The 14738-nt window shown below is 43.9% G+C and carries 15 protein-coding genes, 1 tRNA gene and 2 pseudogenes; 9 read left to right on the top strand and 9 right to left on the bottom strand.

From position 1 onward, the window contains the following. Positions 1-3: 3 nt before the first annotated feature. Both V7K27_RS13120 and V7K27_RS13115 read left to right on the top strand, forming a co-directional pair. Complete coding sequence (locus V7K27_RS13120) at positions 4-1557, top strand: DUF1800 domain-containing protein (RefSeq protein ID WP_334947777.1); 1554 nt, start codon at positions 4-6, stop codon at positions 1555-1557. A 215-nt stretch (positions 1558-1772) separates the two neighbouring features. After that, positions 1773-3005 (top strand): DUF1501 domain-containing protein, encoded by a 1233-nt coding sequence (locus V7K27_RS13115; protein ID WP_334947776.1) that lies wholly within the window; start codon positions 1773-1775, stop codon positions 3003-3005. A gap of 23 nt (positions 3006-3028) precedes the next feature. On the opposite strand, the gene V7K27_RS13110 is transcribed toward V7K27_RS13115, so the two are convergent. Beyond that, positions 3029-3271 (bottom strand): zinc ribbon domain-containing protein, encoded by a 243-nt coding sequence (locus tag V7K27_RS13110; RefSeq protein ID WP_442947615.1) that lies wholly within the window; start codon positions 3269-3271, stop codon positions 3029-3031. A gap of 99 nt (positions 3272-3370) precedes the next feature. Further along, the gene (locus V7K27_RS13105) at positions 3371-5164 is read right to left on the bottom strand and encodes an ABC transporter ATP-binding protein (RefSeq protein WP_334947774.1); all 1794 of its coding nucleotides are present in this window, start codon (positions 5162-5164) and stop codon (positions 3371-3373) included. 468 nt (positions 5165-5632) lie between these two features. On the opposite strand from V7K27_RS13105, the pseudogene V7K27_RS36475 reads away from it, so the two are divergent. Together V7K27_RS36475 and V7K27_RS13100 are read left to right on the top strand one after the other, a co-directional pair. Further along, a pseudogene (locus V7K27_RS36475) lies at positions 5633-5767 on the top strand (pentapeptide repeat-containing protein); the annotation flags it as partial. Beyond that, positions 5744-5992 carry a pentapeptide repeat-containing protein gene (locus V7K27_RS13100; protein ID WP_442947614.1) on the top strand — a complete coding sequence of 83 codons (249 nt, stop codon included), beginning with the start codon at positions 5744-5746 and terminating at the stop codon, positions 5990-5992. The pseudogene V7K27_RS36475 and the gene V7K27_RS13100, both read left to right, overlap by 24 nt. Positions 5993-6080: 88 nt before the next feature. Here V7K27_RS13100 and V7K27_RS13095 read toward each other — a convergent pair whose 3' ends face one another. Further along, complete coding sequence (locus tag V7K27_RS13095; RefSeq protein WP_334947772.1) at positions 6081-6293, bottom strand: type II toxin-antitoxin system HicB family antitoxin; 213 nt, start codon at positions 6291-6293, stop codon at positions 6081-6083. After that, positions 6277-6543, bottom strand: a complete 267-nt coding sequence (locus V7K27_RS13090; RefSeq protein ID WP_334947770.1) for a type II toxin-antitoxin system HicA family toxin — start codon at positions 6541-6543, stop codon at positions 6277-6279. Before V7K27_RS13090 ends, V7K27_RS13095 begins: the two co-directional genes overlap by 17 nt. Positions 6544-6731: 188 nt before the next feature. Between V7K27_RS13090 and V7K27_RS13085 the strand changes: the two genes are divergently transcribed. The 4 genes from V7K27_RS13085 to V7K27_RS13070 all read left to right on the top strand — a co-directional run bounded on the left by V7K27_RS13085 (position 6732) and on the right by V7K27_RS13070 (position 9162). Further along, the gene (locus V7K27_RS13085) at positions 6732-6992 is read left to right on the top strand and encodes a hypothetical protein (RefSeq protein WP_334947768.1); all 261 of its coding nucleotides are present in this window, start codon (positions 6732-6734) and stop codon (positions 6990-6992) included. A 102-nt stretch (positions 6993-7094) separates the two neighbouring features. Beyond that, complete coding sequence (locus V7K27_RS13080; protein WP_334947766.1) at positions 7095-7865, top strand: pentapeptide repeat-containing protein; 771 nt, start codon at positions 7095-7097, stop codon at positions 7863-7865. A gap of 57 nt (positions 7866-7922) precedes the next feature. Next, positions 7923-8546 carry a TenA family protein gene (locus V7K27_RS13075; RefSeq protein WP_334947764.1) on the top strand — a complete coding sequence of 208 codons (624 nt, stop codon included), beginning with the start codon at positions 7923-7925 and terminating at the stop codon, positions 8544-8546. Positions 8547-8760: 214 nt separating this feature from the next. Further along, on the top strand, positions 8761-9162 hold the full coding sequence (locus tag V7K27_RS13070) for a hypothetical protein (RefSeq protein WP_334947762.1): 402 nt from the start codon (positions 8761-8763) through the stop codon (positions 9160-9162). A 180-nt stretch (positions 9163-9342) separates the two neighbouring features. Here V7K27_RS13070 and V7K27_RS13065 read toward each other — a convergent pair whose 3' ends face one another. The 5 genes and pseudogenes from V7K27_RS13065 to V7K27_RS13045 form a co-directional block, all read right to left on the bottom strand. Further along, positions 9343-9774: a DUF2358 domain-containing protein gene (locus tag V7K27_RS13065; protein WP_334947760.1), complete on the bottom strand. Its 432-nt coding sequence runs from the start codon at positions 9772-9774 to the stop codon at positions 9343-9345. Positions 9775-9841: 67 nt separating this feature from the next. Then, positions 9842-10043, bottom strand: a pseudogene (locus V7K27_RS13060) (family 10 glycosylhydrolase); the annotation flags it as partial. A 192-nt stretch (positions 10044-10235) separates the two neighbouring features. Then, positions 10236-10309 (bottom strand) — tRNA-Pro (locus tag V7K27_RS13055). Positions 10310-10359: 50 nt separating this feature from the next. Continuing rightward, positions 10360-10725: a DUF1818 family protein gene (locus tag V7K27_RS13050; RefSeq protein WP_334947756.1), complete on the bottom strand. Its 366-nt coding sequence runs from the start codon at positions 10723-10725 to the stop codon at positions 10360-10362. A gap of 115 nt (positions 10726-10840) precedes the next feature. Then, positions 10841-11011, bottom strand: a complete 171-nt coding sequence (locus V7K27_RS13045; protein ID WP_334947754.1) for a hypothetical protein — start codon at positions 11009-11011, stop codon at positions 10841-10843. Between the two features lie 144 nt (positions 11012-11155). Between V7K27_RS13045 and V7K27_RS13040 the strand changes: the two genes are divergently transcribed. Then, entirely contained in the window at positions 11156-14446 is a 3291-nt protein-coding gene (locus V7K27_RS13040; RefSeq protein WP_334947752.1) for a COR domain-containing protein, read from the top strand. Positions 14447-14738 lie beyond the last annotated feature (292 nt).

Below are 14738 nucleotides of genomic sequence, written 5' to 3'. Positions count from 1 at the left end.
TCTATGACTGTGAAGCCTAAATATTGGGTGTTGTTGCTGTTTATCTTACTGGGGGGAATTGACCCTAGTCATGCAGCCTCCATACCTGTTGAACCAAAAGTATTACATATAATTAATCGCCTCAGCTTTGGCCCTCGCCCTGGAGATGTGCAAAGAGTGGAATCTATGGGTGTAGAGCGATACATTCAAGAGCAACTCTCACCCGATTCCATTCCCGAACCGCAAAGTCTCACCAGCCAACTAAAGCAGCTAGATACTCTCCACTTGAATCCAGTAGAACTCTTAGAATATGGCAGAACTAATCTCCCAGGACAAAAACCCAGCCTTGAAGAAATAAAAACTGCCAACAAGCGGGCTAAACAGGTGCTAGATCAGGCAGTCCAGGCGCGGTTATTAGAGGCAACTAGCAGTCCTCGACAACTCCAGGAAGTGATGGTGGACTTTTGGTATAACCATTTTAATGTGGATGCTGCTAAAGGACGCGATCGCCTCTGGGTGGGAGCTTATGAACAAGAGGCGATTCGGCCTTACGCTTTGGGTCGCTTTCGTGATCTGTTGGGGGCAACAGCTCATCATCCAGCTATGCAGTATTATCTAGACAACTTCCAAAATCGGGCTGACAGCCGCCCCGATGCTCAGGGTAATGTCCGAGGTTTGAATGAAAACTATGCTCGTGAACTGATGGAGTTACACACTCTCGGCGTAGATGGAGGTTATACTCAGCAAGATGTAATTGCTCTGGCGCGGATTTTGAGTGGTTGGGGTTTCAGTCGTCCCGGTCAGCAGACAGATAATAATTTCGGGTTTTATTTTAACCCGAAGCGTCATGATTTTAGCGATAAAGTTTTCCTGGGACACACAATTAAAGGCGGTGGTAAAACCGAAGGGGAGGAAGCTCTAGATATTTTGGCTCGGAGTCCGGCGACTGCACGTCACATCAGCTATCAGATAGCTCAATATTTTGTCAGCGATCGCCCCCCCAATTCTCTGGTAAACCATCTCACACAACGTTATCTTGCCACTGATGGTAATATTCGTGAGGTTCTCAACACCCTATTGCACAGCCGGGAATTCTGGGATGCAAAAAACTTTAATGCCAAGTTTAAAACACCACTTCAATACGCGATCTCGGCGGTGCGAGCCACAGGTATCGAAGTGAATAACACAAGACCAATTTCCAATCTGCTGCAACAGTTGGCAATGCCTCTATACCGTTGCCAAACTCCAGACGGTTACAAAAATACCGCAGATGTGTGGTTAAATCCTGATGCGATGAACCGCCGTCTCAGCTTTGCGACAGCGATCGCCAATGGAAATTTACCCTTATCAACCATGCCAACAAATATGGAAGCGGGGGAGAGTCCACTGGGACAAGGCAAAATCGGCACTGAGCAAATACCTTTACAAAAGTCTCCCAGAATTCCTGTAGATGCTTGGCAACTAACCAATACATTGGGCAATTCTTTTTCAGTGAAAACGCAGAAGGCGATCGCTTCTAGTGACTCTCAAATCCGTAGTGCTTTAATCTTGGGCAGTCCAGAATTTATGCGTCGTTAGTTGTCAGTTACAAAACTCAACTCATAACTCAATATATAGCGTTTTCTTTTCCTAATCAATACTTAGGTACATCATAGCCCCCTCTCGAAGAGCGGGGAGGGGGTTGGGGGTGGGGTTCTTGTCAGCTATAGCAACTGAGATACAATATGCCCTCTTAGCGCAGATAACTTGTATTCTACCCAATTGAAAACAGTCATAATTAAGTACTTTTAAAGATGAAAAGACGTAATTTTCTCATCCAAAGTGGAATTTTTTCAGCTGCCGCAATCACAGCCATAGGTAGCAATGCTATTGTAGCAAGATCCGCTATCCCTAACAGCGATCGCCAGCGCTTGATTGTAATCTTCCTCCGGGGAGCGGTAGACGGTTTAAACGTTGTAGTTCCTTACTCAGAAACAGCTTACTATCAAGCCCGACCGCAAATTGCTATTCCCCAACCAGGGAAGGAAGGGGGAGTCTTAGATTTAGATGGGCGCTTTGGGTTGCATCCAGCATTAGCTCCTCTGATGCCCTTCTGGCAGCAGAGTAGTCTGGCATTTGTTCATGCTTGTGGTTCCCCCGATCCCACTCGTTCTCACTTTGATGCTCAACAATATATGGAAAACGCTACTCCTGGTGACAAACATACTCAGGATGGTTGGATGAATCGTTTACTAGGGGTAATTTCTCAAAAAACACCTATCCAAGCAGTCAGTGTCGGAGAAACAACACCCTGGATTTTTTCTGGTCGGATGCCTATAGCTAACATCGCATCAGGGAGAAATGCCAGCAGACCTCTGCCAATAGATCGTCCTCAATTAGCAGCAGCATTTGACCAACTTTATAGCGGTAATGATGCCCTAAGTCAGACCTATCACCAAGGACGGATGGCGCATCAGGCGATCCTGAATGACCTGGATAGTGAAATGAATTTGGCAAATAATGGTGCGCCTTTACCTGATGGCTTCGCCAGCGATGCCCAACGATTGGCGCAACTAATGGTCAAAGATCCCAGAATTGAGTTAGGGTTTATGGCTTTGGGGGGTTGGGATACCCATGTCAATCAAGGTAGCACTCAAGGACAATTAGCTAGGAACTTAAAAAAATTGGGTTCAGGTTTGGCAACTTTGGTCAACGGTTTGGGGAGCGTTTACCAGAATACGACAATTGTAGTGATGTCCGAGTTTGGTCGTACAGTCAAACAAAATGATAACGGTGGTACTGACCACGGTCATGGGAATGTTATGTGGGTTTTGGGCGGTAAAATTCGCGGTGGTAAAGTTTACGGTGAATGGCCTGGTCTATCTACAGCCCAACTCTACCAAGGTAGGGACTTGGCTATTACCACTGATTTTCGGGATGTTATCTCTGCCGTGTTGTTAGATCATCTGCATCTCAACGAAGCAAAATTGAATCAAGTGTTGCCAAATTACGCCTCTACTCAGAAAGTAGCATTAATTGTCAAGTGAACTAGCTACACTGTACCGTCAGGTCAGTGTAGGCTTCCCAATTCATTGGAGACTGCCTCAGACTTCATGGATTTTTTACGTCCTGAAGACTTTGGTCTTACATCCCCTCCAAGGGCAGAAGCGCTAGTTCCTAACGCCCATAATCGCAATCCTTCATTTCTAATATTTATTGCAGCATTGATATCTCTATCATGCTGTTTGTTGCAGTGAGGACAATCTATAAGCCTTACACCCAATGAATCATAACCGTGTTGCAGCATTGGGATTGGTAGTAGAGTATCACTACAAAGTTGAGAAGATGGGAAGAAGCGACCAATTTCTTGATAGGTGTGGTAAGATGTGAGCCTTCTTGCTGTTACAGGTAATTATCCTAATTTGAGATCATTTTTTTGCTTCGGCTTTACCTGAGATTCCAAAATCACGCCGTAGAGTGGGCTGGTTTGCATTAATTCCTCGTGAGTGCCTTGTGCCACCAATCGTCCTTTATCCATGAGAAAAATGCGATCGGCATTCCTGACGGTGCTAATGCGTTGAGCGACTACAAAGGTTGTACAAGCTTTTTGGCGCATTAAGTCATCTAGTTTGGCTTGAATTTGGGCAGCAGTTTTGGCATCCACAGCCGAGGTACTATCGTCCAAAATCAGAATGCTGTAATCAGTTAATAAGGTACGAGCGATCGCAATTCGTTGTTTTTGTCCACCAGACAAGCCCACGCCCCGTTCACCCACAATTGTCTCGTAGCCATCGGGTAGACTGCTAATAAAATCATGCATTTGTGCGGTTTTTGCAACCTCAATCACCTGCTTTAGGGTTGCATCGGGTTTTGCATAGGCAATATTTTCGCGGATTGTGCCGGAGAAAAGGGTGGTTTCTTGAAATACAATGCCAATATGCGATCGCAGGCTTTTTAGTGTGAAACTTGTTACATCTCGCCCGTCAATGCGAACCGCTCCCCCTGTAACATCGTAAAAGCGGGGAATTAAGTTCATAATTGTGCTTTTTCCCGAACCAGTCATCCCTAAAACGGCGATTAGTTCGTTGGGTTTCGTTTCAAAGGAAACTTCTTTGAGAGTTTCGGTTGTCGCTCCTGGATAACGAAAGGAAACATTTTCAAAGGTAATTCTACCACCGCAAGTGTCAAATGGGACAGCACCGGGGCGATCGCGAATTTCTACCTCCGCATCTACAACTTCGTAGACTCGTTCGGCGGAAGCAGCTGATTGAGCGATCGCGGGTGCTGCAAATCCAATCAACAAAATCGGTTGGAGAATCAACGCTAGGTAGGAGTTAAACGCCACCAGTTCGCCAATGGAGAATCTCCGCCCAATCACCTGCGCTCCCCCGTATGCGAAAACTGCCAGTGTTACCAAATTACTCAGCAAAAAGATCAACGGGAAGGTATTACGGATGGCGCTAATGGTCTTCATGTTTGCCTTGATTAGGGCATCATTCATGGTCGTGTAACGCGACCTTTCGGTTGACTCTCGCACAAAGGCTTTAACTACCCGGATTCCTAGCAAGTTCTCTTGTAATACAGCATTCAGGTCGCTCAGTTGCTCTTGTACTTGCCGAAAAAGTTTATCATTTTTGGTGATGAATCGCGCCATCACCCATCCGGCCAGGGGTATTACTGTTAGTGTAATCAGCGCTAATTCCCAGTTCATCACCAGCAAAATCACCGAAACACTCACCAATGTCACAATTCCACCAATTACCTGAATTAAGCTGGTACCAACAAAGGTACGAATCTGCTCAATGTCGCTGGTGACACGGGTTAGTAGTTGGGAAGTCTGCGACTGGTCATGATAACTGAAACTGAGATTTTGAATCTGGCTGAAAATTTTGTTACGCAGATCATAGGCTACACCCTGAGATACTGCTTCTGCTAAATAGCTTTGTCCAAAGTTGAATATACCACGAGCGATCGCGGCGACTACCATCCAACCGGCGCTATATAGCACAACTTGGAGGTTTTGTTTGATGATGCCCTGATCAATTCCCCAGCGAAATAGTTGCGGGGTAATTGCGTTGGCGATCGTCAACAGCAACAGGCTGGCTAAGGCTCCCAGCGAAGTCCATCGGTAAGTACCCAAACTTTTAAGCACGCGCCCGGTTGACTGTATCGACGAAGTTTCCTGGAGTTCTGGTTGCTGAACCAATGGTATTTACCCCTGTATCTTTGAAAAATTATCTCGTATTTTGATTGTAATAATTGTAAAAAACCAATTGGCCAAGCAGGGGAAGTGAATCAGATCGGGATTTTTCTGCAATGGTATAAGCGATCGCATTTGATAATAGTCTAACTCAGGTCGCCAAATTGACTAAAGTCGTTAAAATCGCCATTCCAAGTAGTAATTGATTCGGGAGTTAGGGTATGGATGCTGAGGAGTTGTTGAGAAGGTATGCTGCTGGGGAGAGAAATTTTGCTGGAATTGAATTGCGTAATACTGTAAATTCGACCGATCTCTTCCCCAATCTGGAAGGTGCTGACTTGAGAAAGATCAATTTGAGAGGAGCTAGTGTTCTGTCAAATTCATTTTGACGGGTTGGTAGTCTCGCTCACGACGCGAGCAAGATGCTCGCACTACCCATCAATTTAAGCTTGACAGACTACTAGCCTCCATCGTGTCAATTTTAGTGGAGCTAATCTCAGTGGTGCTGACTTCAGTGGTGCTGACTTGTTGTTTGCTAAATTGATTGGTACCAACTTGAGTAAGGCTATTCTGGCTTGTGCTAATTTGAGAAATGCCCAATTGGGAGTTGCTGATCTGACTACAGCTTGTCTGGAGAGTGCTAACCTGACTCGGGCTTCTCTGAGGGGTGCTAATTTGTTCCAAGCCGACTTGAGTATGGCTCTGTTGATCGAGACGAACTTTGCTAGCGCTATTAATTTCAATATTTCCTATGAAAATACGGATGGGGCTTTCTTCTGGAAAACTATACTGCCCGACGGAACTGTAGAGGTTGGTCCCAGGTACAATAGCTGAAACATCAATAGGTTCAGAAGCCGCGACAACCGAAGCGGTTTTATGAGCTAAAATACCAAGGTTTGTTTAGACTTGACTTGTGTATCAATTAAATATACATCAAACGCGGTCTAGGTTCAGGAATTGGACGCCCTAAATCCTTAGCCGTTTCTATCCATTCCTGCATAACTAATTCTACATTATGCAGGGCTTCTTGATAAGTATCGCCATCAGCAGCACAGCCTAATAACTCTGGCACTTCAGCAATAAAGGCTTGATCTAATTCACTCCAGTAAAGAATAATTTCATAGCGAAACATCATTTTTAGTTCCTAACTTATACTTGAGAATCACTGCGCGAACTTGTTTAATTTGATAGCTTTTGGCTTTTCCTTTTTTTTGTTGCAGGTTCAATATTTCCTCAACATCGGCTTTGATAAAAATACGATGATCGCCACGAATCCGTTCATCAAAGCCTAGTCTATATAAAAGTTGCCACAGTTGGGCAAAAGGGATGTCTGTATCAGAAGTCCCAGAGAGAATTTTTTTTAAGATTTTGTCTTGCTGAGTCACGTTTTTTTGACTATCTTAATGTTTGTTTTGACTATTGTGGAGGCGTAAAATCGTGGCGAATTGAGGGTTGCAATTTAAACGTATATGCACGCAGAGAATTCGCTACGAATTAATGAGATTTTGTACCTAGGCTCTAAAGGCAACACTATGCCTATCAAGGGTTAACCTCAGTATAAATAATTAGCAGTTTGACAGCAGTTATTCTAACATTCACCCTGAGCTTATTTGCAAAATTGAGTTTATCTTCTCCAAACCAGAAGACTGGAGAAGTGAACTTGCACAACCAGCAAGTGTTTATCAAAAAATTGGGTTTAAAACCCCGTGCTTCACGCAATGCTTTAAGTTTTGTGGCAATGAGTCTTTATCCCCGTTACAAAAGTACAGACGCGATTAATCGCGTCTCTACGACTTCCGACTTCCGACTTCCGACTTCTTTAAAAGTGATATAGGCAACTACAGAGGGTAAATTGTTAAGATTGCTCATATCATAGGCTGAAGTATAAATCCGTCTCAGTCAATGTTTAATATTGAGTAAGAAATATTACACGAATATGAAAAATCAAATTCTCGGCGCAGCCGCATTTTTAACCACAATTATTTTGACAACAACCGTACAAGCCGCAAATTCTGAACATATTAAACAGTTATTGGCAACCAAACAATGTCAAAACTGTGATTTGACTAGTGCAGGTTTAGTGATGGCTGACTTATCTGGAGCCAATTTGAGCGGTGCTAATCTCACAAATGCTAACCTCAGCCGTGCAAACTTGAGCGGCGCAGATTTGCGGGGTGCAAACTTGAGTGGCGCGAGTTTATTTGGTGTTAACCTGAGCGAAGCTAAATTTGGTGGAGCAAATTTGACGGGTGCTGATTTGAGAAATACTTATTTAGCAAATGCAGAACTGACTGGTGCTAACCTGAATAGTGCTAACTTCGAGGGTGCAGTTGGTATACCATCACAAATTGCTTCACCAGAAGAATTTTATGCTTGGGGTGTAGCAGAAGGGCAAAAAGGCAACCAACAACAAGCAATTAGTTATTTTAATCAAGCGATCGCTATTAAACCAGAATATGCGGGTGCTTTTTTAGCTCGTGGTGTCGCCCGTTACCAAATACTAGATAGACAAGGTGCATTCCAAGATGCTCAACTTGCTCAAAAATTGTTTACATCTCAAAACAACAGCCTGGGAACGCAAACAGCCCAAGCTTTTATTAAAGAACTGCAAACACCCGTAAATGAGAAAGTAAGTGCTGGTAGCCCCAGTTTCGTTGAATTTTTGGGAAGTCTTGGCTCAGTTTTGCTCCAGTTCTTCCCTTTTTGAGAGGGAGATTTGAAACAACAGAGGGATAATATATAGATGACAAATGACAAATGACAAATGACTTTATCTAACAAATTATGGGCAGCAAATCAAGACTTAGCCCAAGCTTGCCTAGAGCATCCTTTCGTTCAAGGCATTGGTGATGGTACTCTTGAGCAGGTGAAATTTGCTTACTACGTAGGGCAAGATGCTTTTTTCTTAGAAGCTTTTGCCCGTGCGTATAGTATCGCCGCAGCTAAAGCACCAGATTGGTTAGGTTTCACCACATTTCATAACTTAGCTAGTGGAGTTTTAGAAGAACTGCGGCTGCATACTGGCTATGCTTCTCAATGGGGAGTCAATTTGCATTCTGTGGAACCTGGCGATGCCACTCGCCGCTATACTGACTTTTTGTTAGCAACTGCTTGGGGTGGAGATGTGGGTTTAACTGCGGCGGCGATGTCTCCTTGTATGCGTTTGTATTCTTTTTTGGGAGAACAGTTGGCTGATAACGGTATTCCTAATCATCAATATGCAGACTGGATTCGTACTTACAGCAGCGCAGACTTTCAACTACCAACACAACAATTAGAAAGTTTAGTTGACAATTATGCCACTACCAATCCTGTTGTGCATTCAACCTATCGTTATGCGATGTTTTGTGAGCGCGACTTTTTTCAGGCTGCGTGGATTTTGCAGTAGTAAATAGACCACGCAGTAGGGGCACAGCAATGCTCATTGGTGTCAACTTAACGTGAAAGCCAGCCTAGAACCAGTAGACAGGGAGTAGGGAGTGGGGAGTGGGGAGACGTAGGTTGGGTGGAGCGGAGCGCAACCCAACTGATTATCAGGATGTTGGGTTACGCAAAGCCTCCACCCAACCTACAATTTTTTTGCAACTGATATAATAAATGCGTTGGCAAAGCCCGCCGTAGGCATCGCCGATATAACAAATGCGATCGCCGATATAACAAATGCGATCGCCGATATAACAAATGCGATCGCTGATCTAACAAATGCGATCGCTGATCTAACAAATGCGATCGCTGATGTAGCAAATGCGATCGCTGATCTAACAAATGCGATCGCTGATCTAACAAATGCGATCGCTGATCTAACAAATGCGATCGCCGATCTAACAAATGCGATCGCTGATCTAACAAATGCGATCGCCGATCTAACAAATGCGATCGCCGATCTAACAAATGCGATCGCTGATCTAACAAATGCGATCGCTGATGTAGCAAATGCATTGGCGAAGCCCGCCGTAGGCATCGCCGAAATAACAAATGTGAGTGCTGATGTCACAAATGCGTAGGCGTAGCCAGCACTTTGCCATATTCGGCATGAATTAAGACATATTTTATTATCTAATTAAGTGAGTTGGCGCGAAAAAACCAAGTATATTACGAAATGTAAATAGGCTTAAAGCCCTTACTAATGACCAATGACAAAGGACAAATGACAGCCTTCACCAGTTAGCTTTAATTGCGCCGACCTACTTAGCTATCTCTCCCCTTTGCCAAAACTGCTTTAAAATCTCGCCAGGTTTGCGATCCCAGGTGTCGATATGCTCGTATATCAAATTATTTGGGTTGAGTTTATAAGTTGAATAGCCATTAAAAAGCAAACCTGCTTTCCAGGGAACACGCAACACTCCCCGCACCGTCCACTTTGCTAAAATAGTGTCTTCGGCTGACTGATAAACCTCATGGACATCAAAGTAAATTTGGGTAAAAAATAGCCGAGCGTGAAATCGCAAAGTCCAAAATATAATGCGATAATTAAATTTGTATTTGAATGAATTCACTGGGTCTTTAAAATAGATATCCTGTGTATAAATATCATAGGAAATATCTTTTTCAAACAGTGTCGGTAAATCTTGATTGAGAGTTTTAATTATCCGTTCCACTGGCAATTTAAATTCCACGCGCCTTTTCCCTTAAATCTGCGGGTGAATCATCTCAACTATTATCAACTATTCCCTGCCTCAGTCATGTAGGTGACTCTTGCAAATATTCCTGGAATGCCCAATCATAAATATTAGGTGCGATCGCTACTAGCAAGTTAGGATTCACCGGTTTCACCTCCCGGTAGAGATGCGCCAAGAAGTCAGTAAGAATATCTGCACGCCACTGTAACCATTGTCTAGTCCTTGGGGTTATCTGGCGGATTATAATCAAATTGCTGGCAATAACGGATGATATAGGACTCGTATTTGATTTTTGAAAAAAATCAGTACACCCCGAAAAGGCTTCTTCCCCACTCCCCACTCCCCACTCCCCACTCCCTCTCTACGCAAATAATTATGGGTAATGCAGGGAAGCGATAGACCTAATTGAAAAACCTGCCAATCTTTTGAAAAGAATAGCAGGCATGGCTTATCATCAATCGGAGCGGCGGGATTCGAACCCACGACCTCCACTACCCCAAAGTGGCGCGCTACCAAGCTGCGCTACGCCCCGGTCAGAATTATTATCATACATCAAAACTCTAGGATAATCAAGAGCTAAATTTAAAAAACCTTAAGCATCCCAGTAGCTTGCAGTAAATCTAGAACAGCAGAAGCATCCCATTTACCCTCTACACATCGCCCTGTATTCAAGATCAAGCGCAAACTGTAAGCATGAGGATAGCCTTCCACCTCCATCCATAATAAATCGCTTTCGGCTTCACAAGCAATTTTTTCCTCTTCCATTAATTCAGTTGCGAGTTGTTTCATGGTGTCTGCTAACTGTGCTAGTAGACGGCAAAAATCATTCAACTCGGCTTCCGTTAACTCAATTGCCCAATCATCTGTACCCACTAAACCTTTAAACTCAGATGCATCGGGATTCCAGCCAATACGCCAACCAAATCCGGTTTTGACAACGCGTTCCATAAAAAGTTAGGAGTTGGTGTGCATCAAGAATTGGGATAAATAATTCACAAAAAAAACTCAGTGGCGATCGCACTTTATTTCACTTTACCTATAGGCGGTAGCATGGAGCGATCGCCTAACCTCTCAAAACCAATTTACTTTTCCCGATGAAATCCTGCTCTTTCCATTCGAGATTGCTGAGATTAACTTTAACCATCGTTCCACGCATTGAGTTAATGTACAAGCGCGATCGCACCATTTCAAAAATGCGATCGCCCTCATCTGCATATATTTTATTTTTCAGCAAGTCAATTAATTTTTATCGGTAGCGTTGTTCGCCGTTTGTTGGAATGTTAGGCTAAGATTTTCTGGCTAAATTTACTGTATGGGCTGTTAACCAGAAAAATCTAGCTATTATTCCGATTTTGGTAGTGAGAGAAAGGATTTAGTCATGGCAAGAGATCAGGCTTATCAGGAAGCGGAGCAGTGTATTGAAGAGGCACGGCAAGAGGGAGCAATAGAAATTGATCTCAGCGAGATGGAACTCACTGAGGTGCCAGATGCGATCGCCTCCCTGTCTCAGTTGCAATCGCTTGACCTCGGCGAAAACCAACTGACAGAAATACCAGATGCGATCGCCTCCCTGTCTCAGTTGCAAAGGCTTAACCTCTCCAGCAACCAACTGAGAGAAATACCAGATGCGATCGCCTCCCTGACTCAGTTGCAATCGCTTAACCTCTCCAGCAACCAACTGGCAGAAATACCAGATGCGATCGCCTCCCTGACTCAGTTGCAATCGCTTAACCTCTCCTTCAATAAACTAACAGTACTGCCAGAGGCGATCGCATCCCTGACAGAGTTGCAAATGCTTAACCTCTTCGAGAATCAATTAACGGAACTGCCAGAGGCGCTGGGGCAGCTTTCTCAGTTAATTAAGCTTGATCTGAACAACAACAAGCTTAATCAATTGCCTCAATCAATTAGGTACTTAATTAATTTGGAGGAGCTTCGTTTTAACGAAAATGGTATTACCGTGCTTCCACAGTATTTACAACAACTGTCGAAGTTGAATACTTTGGTGATTGGTGGGAACTGCTTTAATGAGTTGCCAAATGTTATTAGACAATTGACTCAATTAAAAGAACTCTTTGCTTGGGGAATTGGTCTTGATGAACTACCTGAGTGGATTGGTAACTTAACACAGTTAGAGCTTTTACATATTCACAAGAATCGAATTAAAAATATTCCAGATTCAATTAGTCTATTGAGTCAACTAAGCTCGTTTACGGCTGATGAAAATCTATTAACCGACTTGCCAGTGTCTTTAGGGCAGTCTCTTCACTTAAACACTCTCGAACTCGATGATAACCCCCTCAATCCTGACCTTGCTGCTGCCTACGAACAAGGCACTGAAGCCGTCTTAGAATACCTGCGAGCAAAAGCAGAAAAACAAATAACACTGAATGAAGCCAAACTAATCCTAGTTGGTGAGGGTGAAGTTGGGAAGAGTTGCCTGTTGGGAGCGTTGCGTGGTGATGAATGGGTAGAAGGTAGCCCCACCACTCACGGGATTGAGATTAAAACTGTAATCCTCACCGATCCCGACAGTGGCACAGAAATCACCTTGAATGGTTGGGATTTTGGCGGTCAACGGGTTTATCGACCAACACACCAGTTGTTTTTCAGTGCGCCAGGCGTGTATCTGGTAGTGTGGAAACCACGGGAAGGACCCCAGCAAGGTTTTGTCAAAGAGTGGATCACGCTAATCAAAAATCGAGAACCGGATGCCAAAGTATTAGTAGTTGCCACCCACGGCGGACCCGGACAGCGACAACCAGACATTGACAGACAGGAAATTTTGGATCAATTCGGCAAAGATACGGTGCTTGATTTCTTCCATGTAGACAGTAAACCCCAGGAAAATGCAACACATAACACCAGGCTGACAGAATTAAAAGAAAAAATTGCTCGTGTCGCTGCATCTCTTCCTGAAGTAGGGCGTTCCGTTCCTGCCAAGTGGCAACAGGTACGGGAAATCTTGAAAAACAGCGACAAAGCCTATTTACCTTACGATGATGTTATTGCTATCTGCGCTCAACAGGGAATTGATGAGCAGCAAGCAGAACTATTCCTTCGCATCTCCCATATTTTGGGGCATTTCATCCATTACCATTACGACCCAACACTGCGCGATATAGTCATCCTCAAACCCGACTGGCTGGCAAAAGCGATCAGCTTCGTGCTGGATGATCAAAAAACTCGTGACAAAAATGGATTAATCGAATTTGATTATCTCAGTGAATTATGGAGCAATCCCCCATTTGCAGGGGAAGAAGGCTACCCGAAAGAACTCCATCCCATCTTTTTACGGCTGATGGAACGCTTTGATCTGTCCTACAAAGTGGTATTAGATCAGTTAAAACCTAGCAATACTAGCCTGATTGCCCAACTCGTCCCCGATACACGCCCGGAAAGATTACCCAATTGGGGAGAGCAACCAGAAGCGGGAGACAGACAACAGGTACAAATCTGCCGCATTGTGGACAGTCGGGGACAGTTTGCAGTGGCAGAAGGATTGTTTTACCAGTTGATTGTTCGGTTGCATAAATACTCACTAGGGCGGACAAATTACGAAGATAGTATCCACTGGCAACGGGGTTTGATGCTTGACAATGACTACAACGGTCGGGCATTGCTGGAATATGTGGACACTGATATAAAAATTACAGTGCGGGCAGCTTATCCAGAACGCTTTTTGTCCTATCTCACAGAAGATATTAAATGGCTAGTTGAAAACTTCTGGGAAGGATTACGTTGTAACGTTATGGTTTCTTGTGTTGCACCTTGCGGCCTAAATACACCTGGAAACGGACTATTTGAGGTAGAAAAATTAATTAAGAGTAAAAAGAAGAATGATGAGTTTCTCTGCACAGTTTCAGGATGTGATGAATGGCAAAACATTGATTGTTTGCTAAATAACGCACCCACGACTCCGCCCCCATCCCAAGCAATTGGTACTGAGCAATTCCGAAGCATCGTGAAAGAGGAGTTAAAGGTCATCCGCAGAGATTTCATTATCTTAGATAGTCGAAATCAACAACGCTTTCAGGCATTATCTCAGAAGCAACGTATTATTCTCAGCCAAGTTGATCAACAGTTCGCAGACCTAATGCAGATGTTCACCGATGAAGCGAAAGATGGACCACGTTTGTTTAGCTTTAAGCCCATTGAACCAGGATTTGGCGATCGCCCCAAATGGATGAGCGCTAAGTTTCAACTTACTCTCTGGTGTGAACACGCACGTCAACCTCTTCCAGCCTTAAATCCCGATGACAAGAAAAAGGGAGTTTATGAATTAGACTTGCCCCGTGAGTGGTTCACCAAGGCAGTCCCCTATCTCAAACTTTTGACAGGAACTCTCAGCCTAGTATTACCTGTAGCTGGTTCGGCAACTAAGTTTATGCTGGATGACACCACCTACAAAGCCATTGAAGAACAACTTGATTTGGGACAAAAAACTATTGAATCTACCTTGAAGGGCAGTGATATGGCATTAACTGGGAAGTCCAAGGGCGATGCTTCCTTTTTAGAAGGTGATGCAATTCGCGCCCAAGGCTCGATTTTGCGAGAATTACACGCCCTATTGAAACAAAAAGATCCTAGCTTTGGTGGTTTGGTGCGAGTGCAGAACAAACGCCGCGAATATCTGTGGGTTCATCCTCAGTTTGTAGATGAATATTAATTTCTGGGTTCACCTTACAACCCCAGCGAATTGCTGTATTTATCACGACCAAAATAACTCTATTAGCGTGAGTTCGACGACTTAAAAAATGGCAGGAGTTAAAGCAGACAAGTCTTTTGGATAAATATCTAGTGATGGTTTTTGTGGCAAGTAAGTCGCCGAAATAGCAAATGAGTTCGCCGATATAGCAAATGCGATCGCCGATATAGCAAATGAGTTCGCCGATATAGCAAATGAGTTCGCCGATATAGCAAATGAGTTCGCCGATATAGCAAATGCGATCGCCGATATA

It is taken from the genome of Nostoc sp. (assembly GCF_036919575.1).
Taxonomy (GTDB): Bacteria; Cyanobacteriota; Cyanobacteriia; order Cyanobacteriales; family Nostocaceae; genus Nostoc.
Note: the sequence above shows the minus strand (reverse complement) of the source record. Positions and strands in the feature narration are given on the sequence as shown.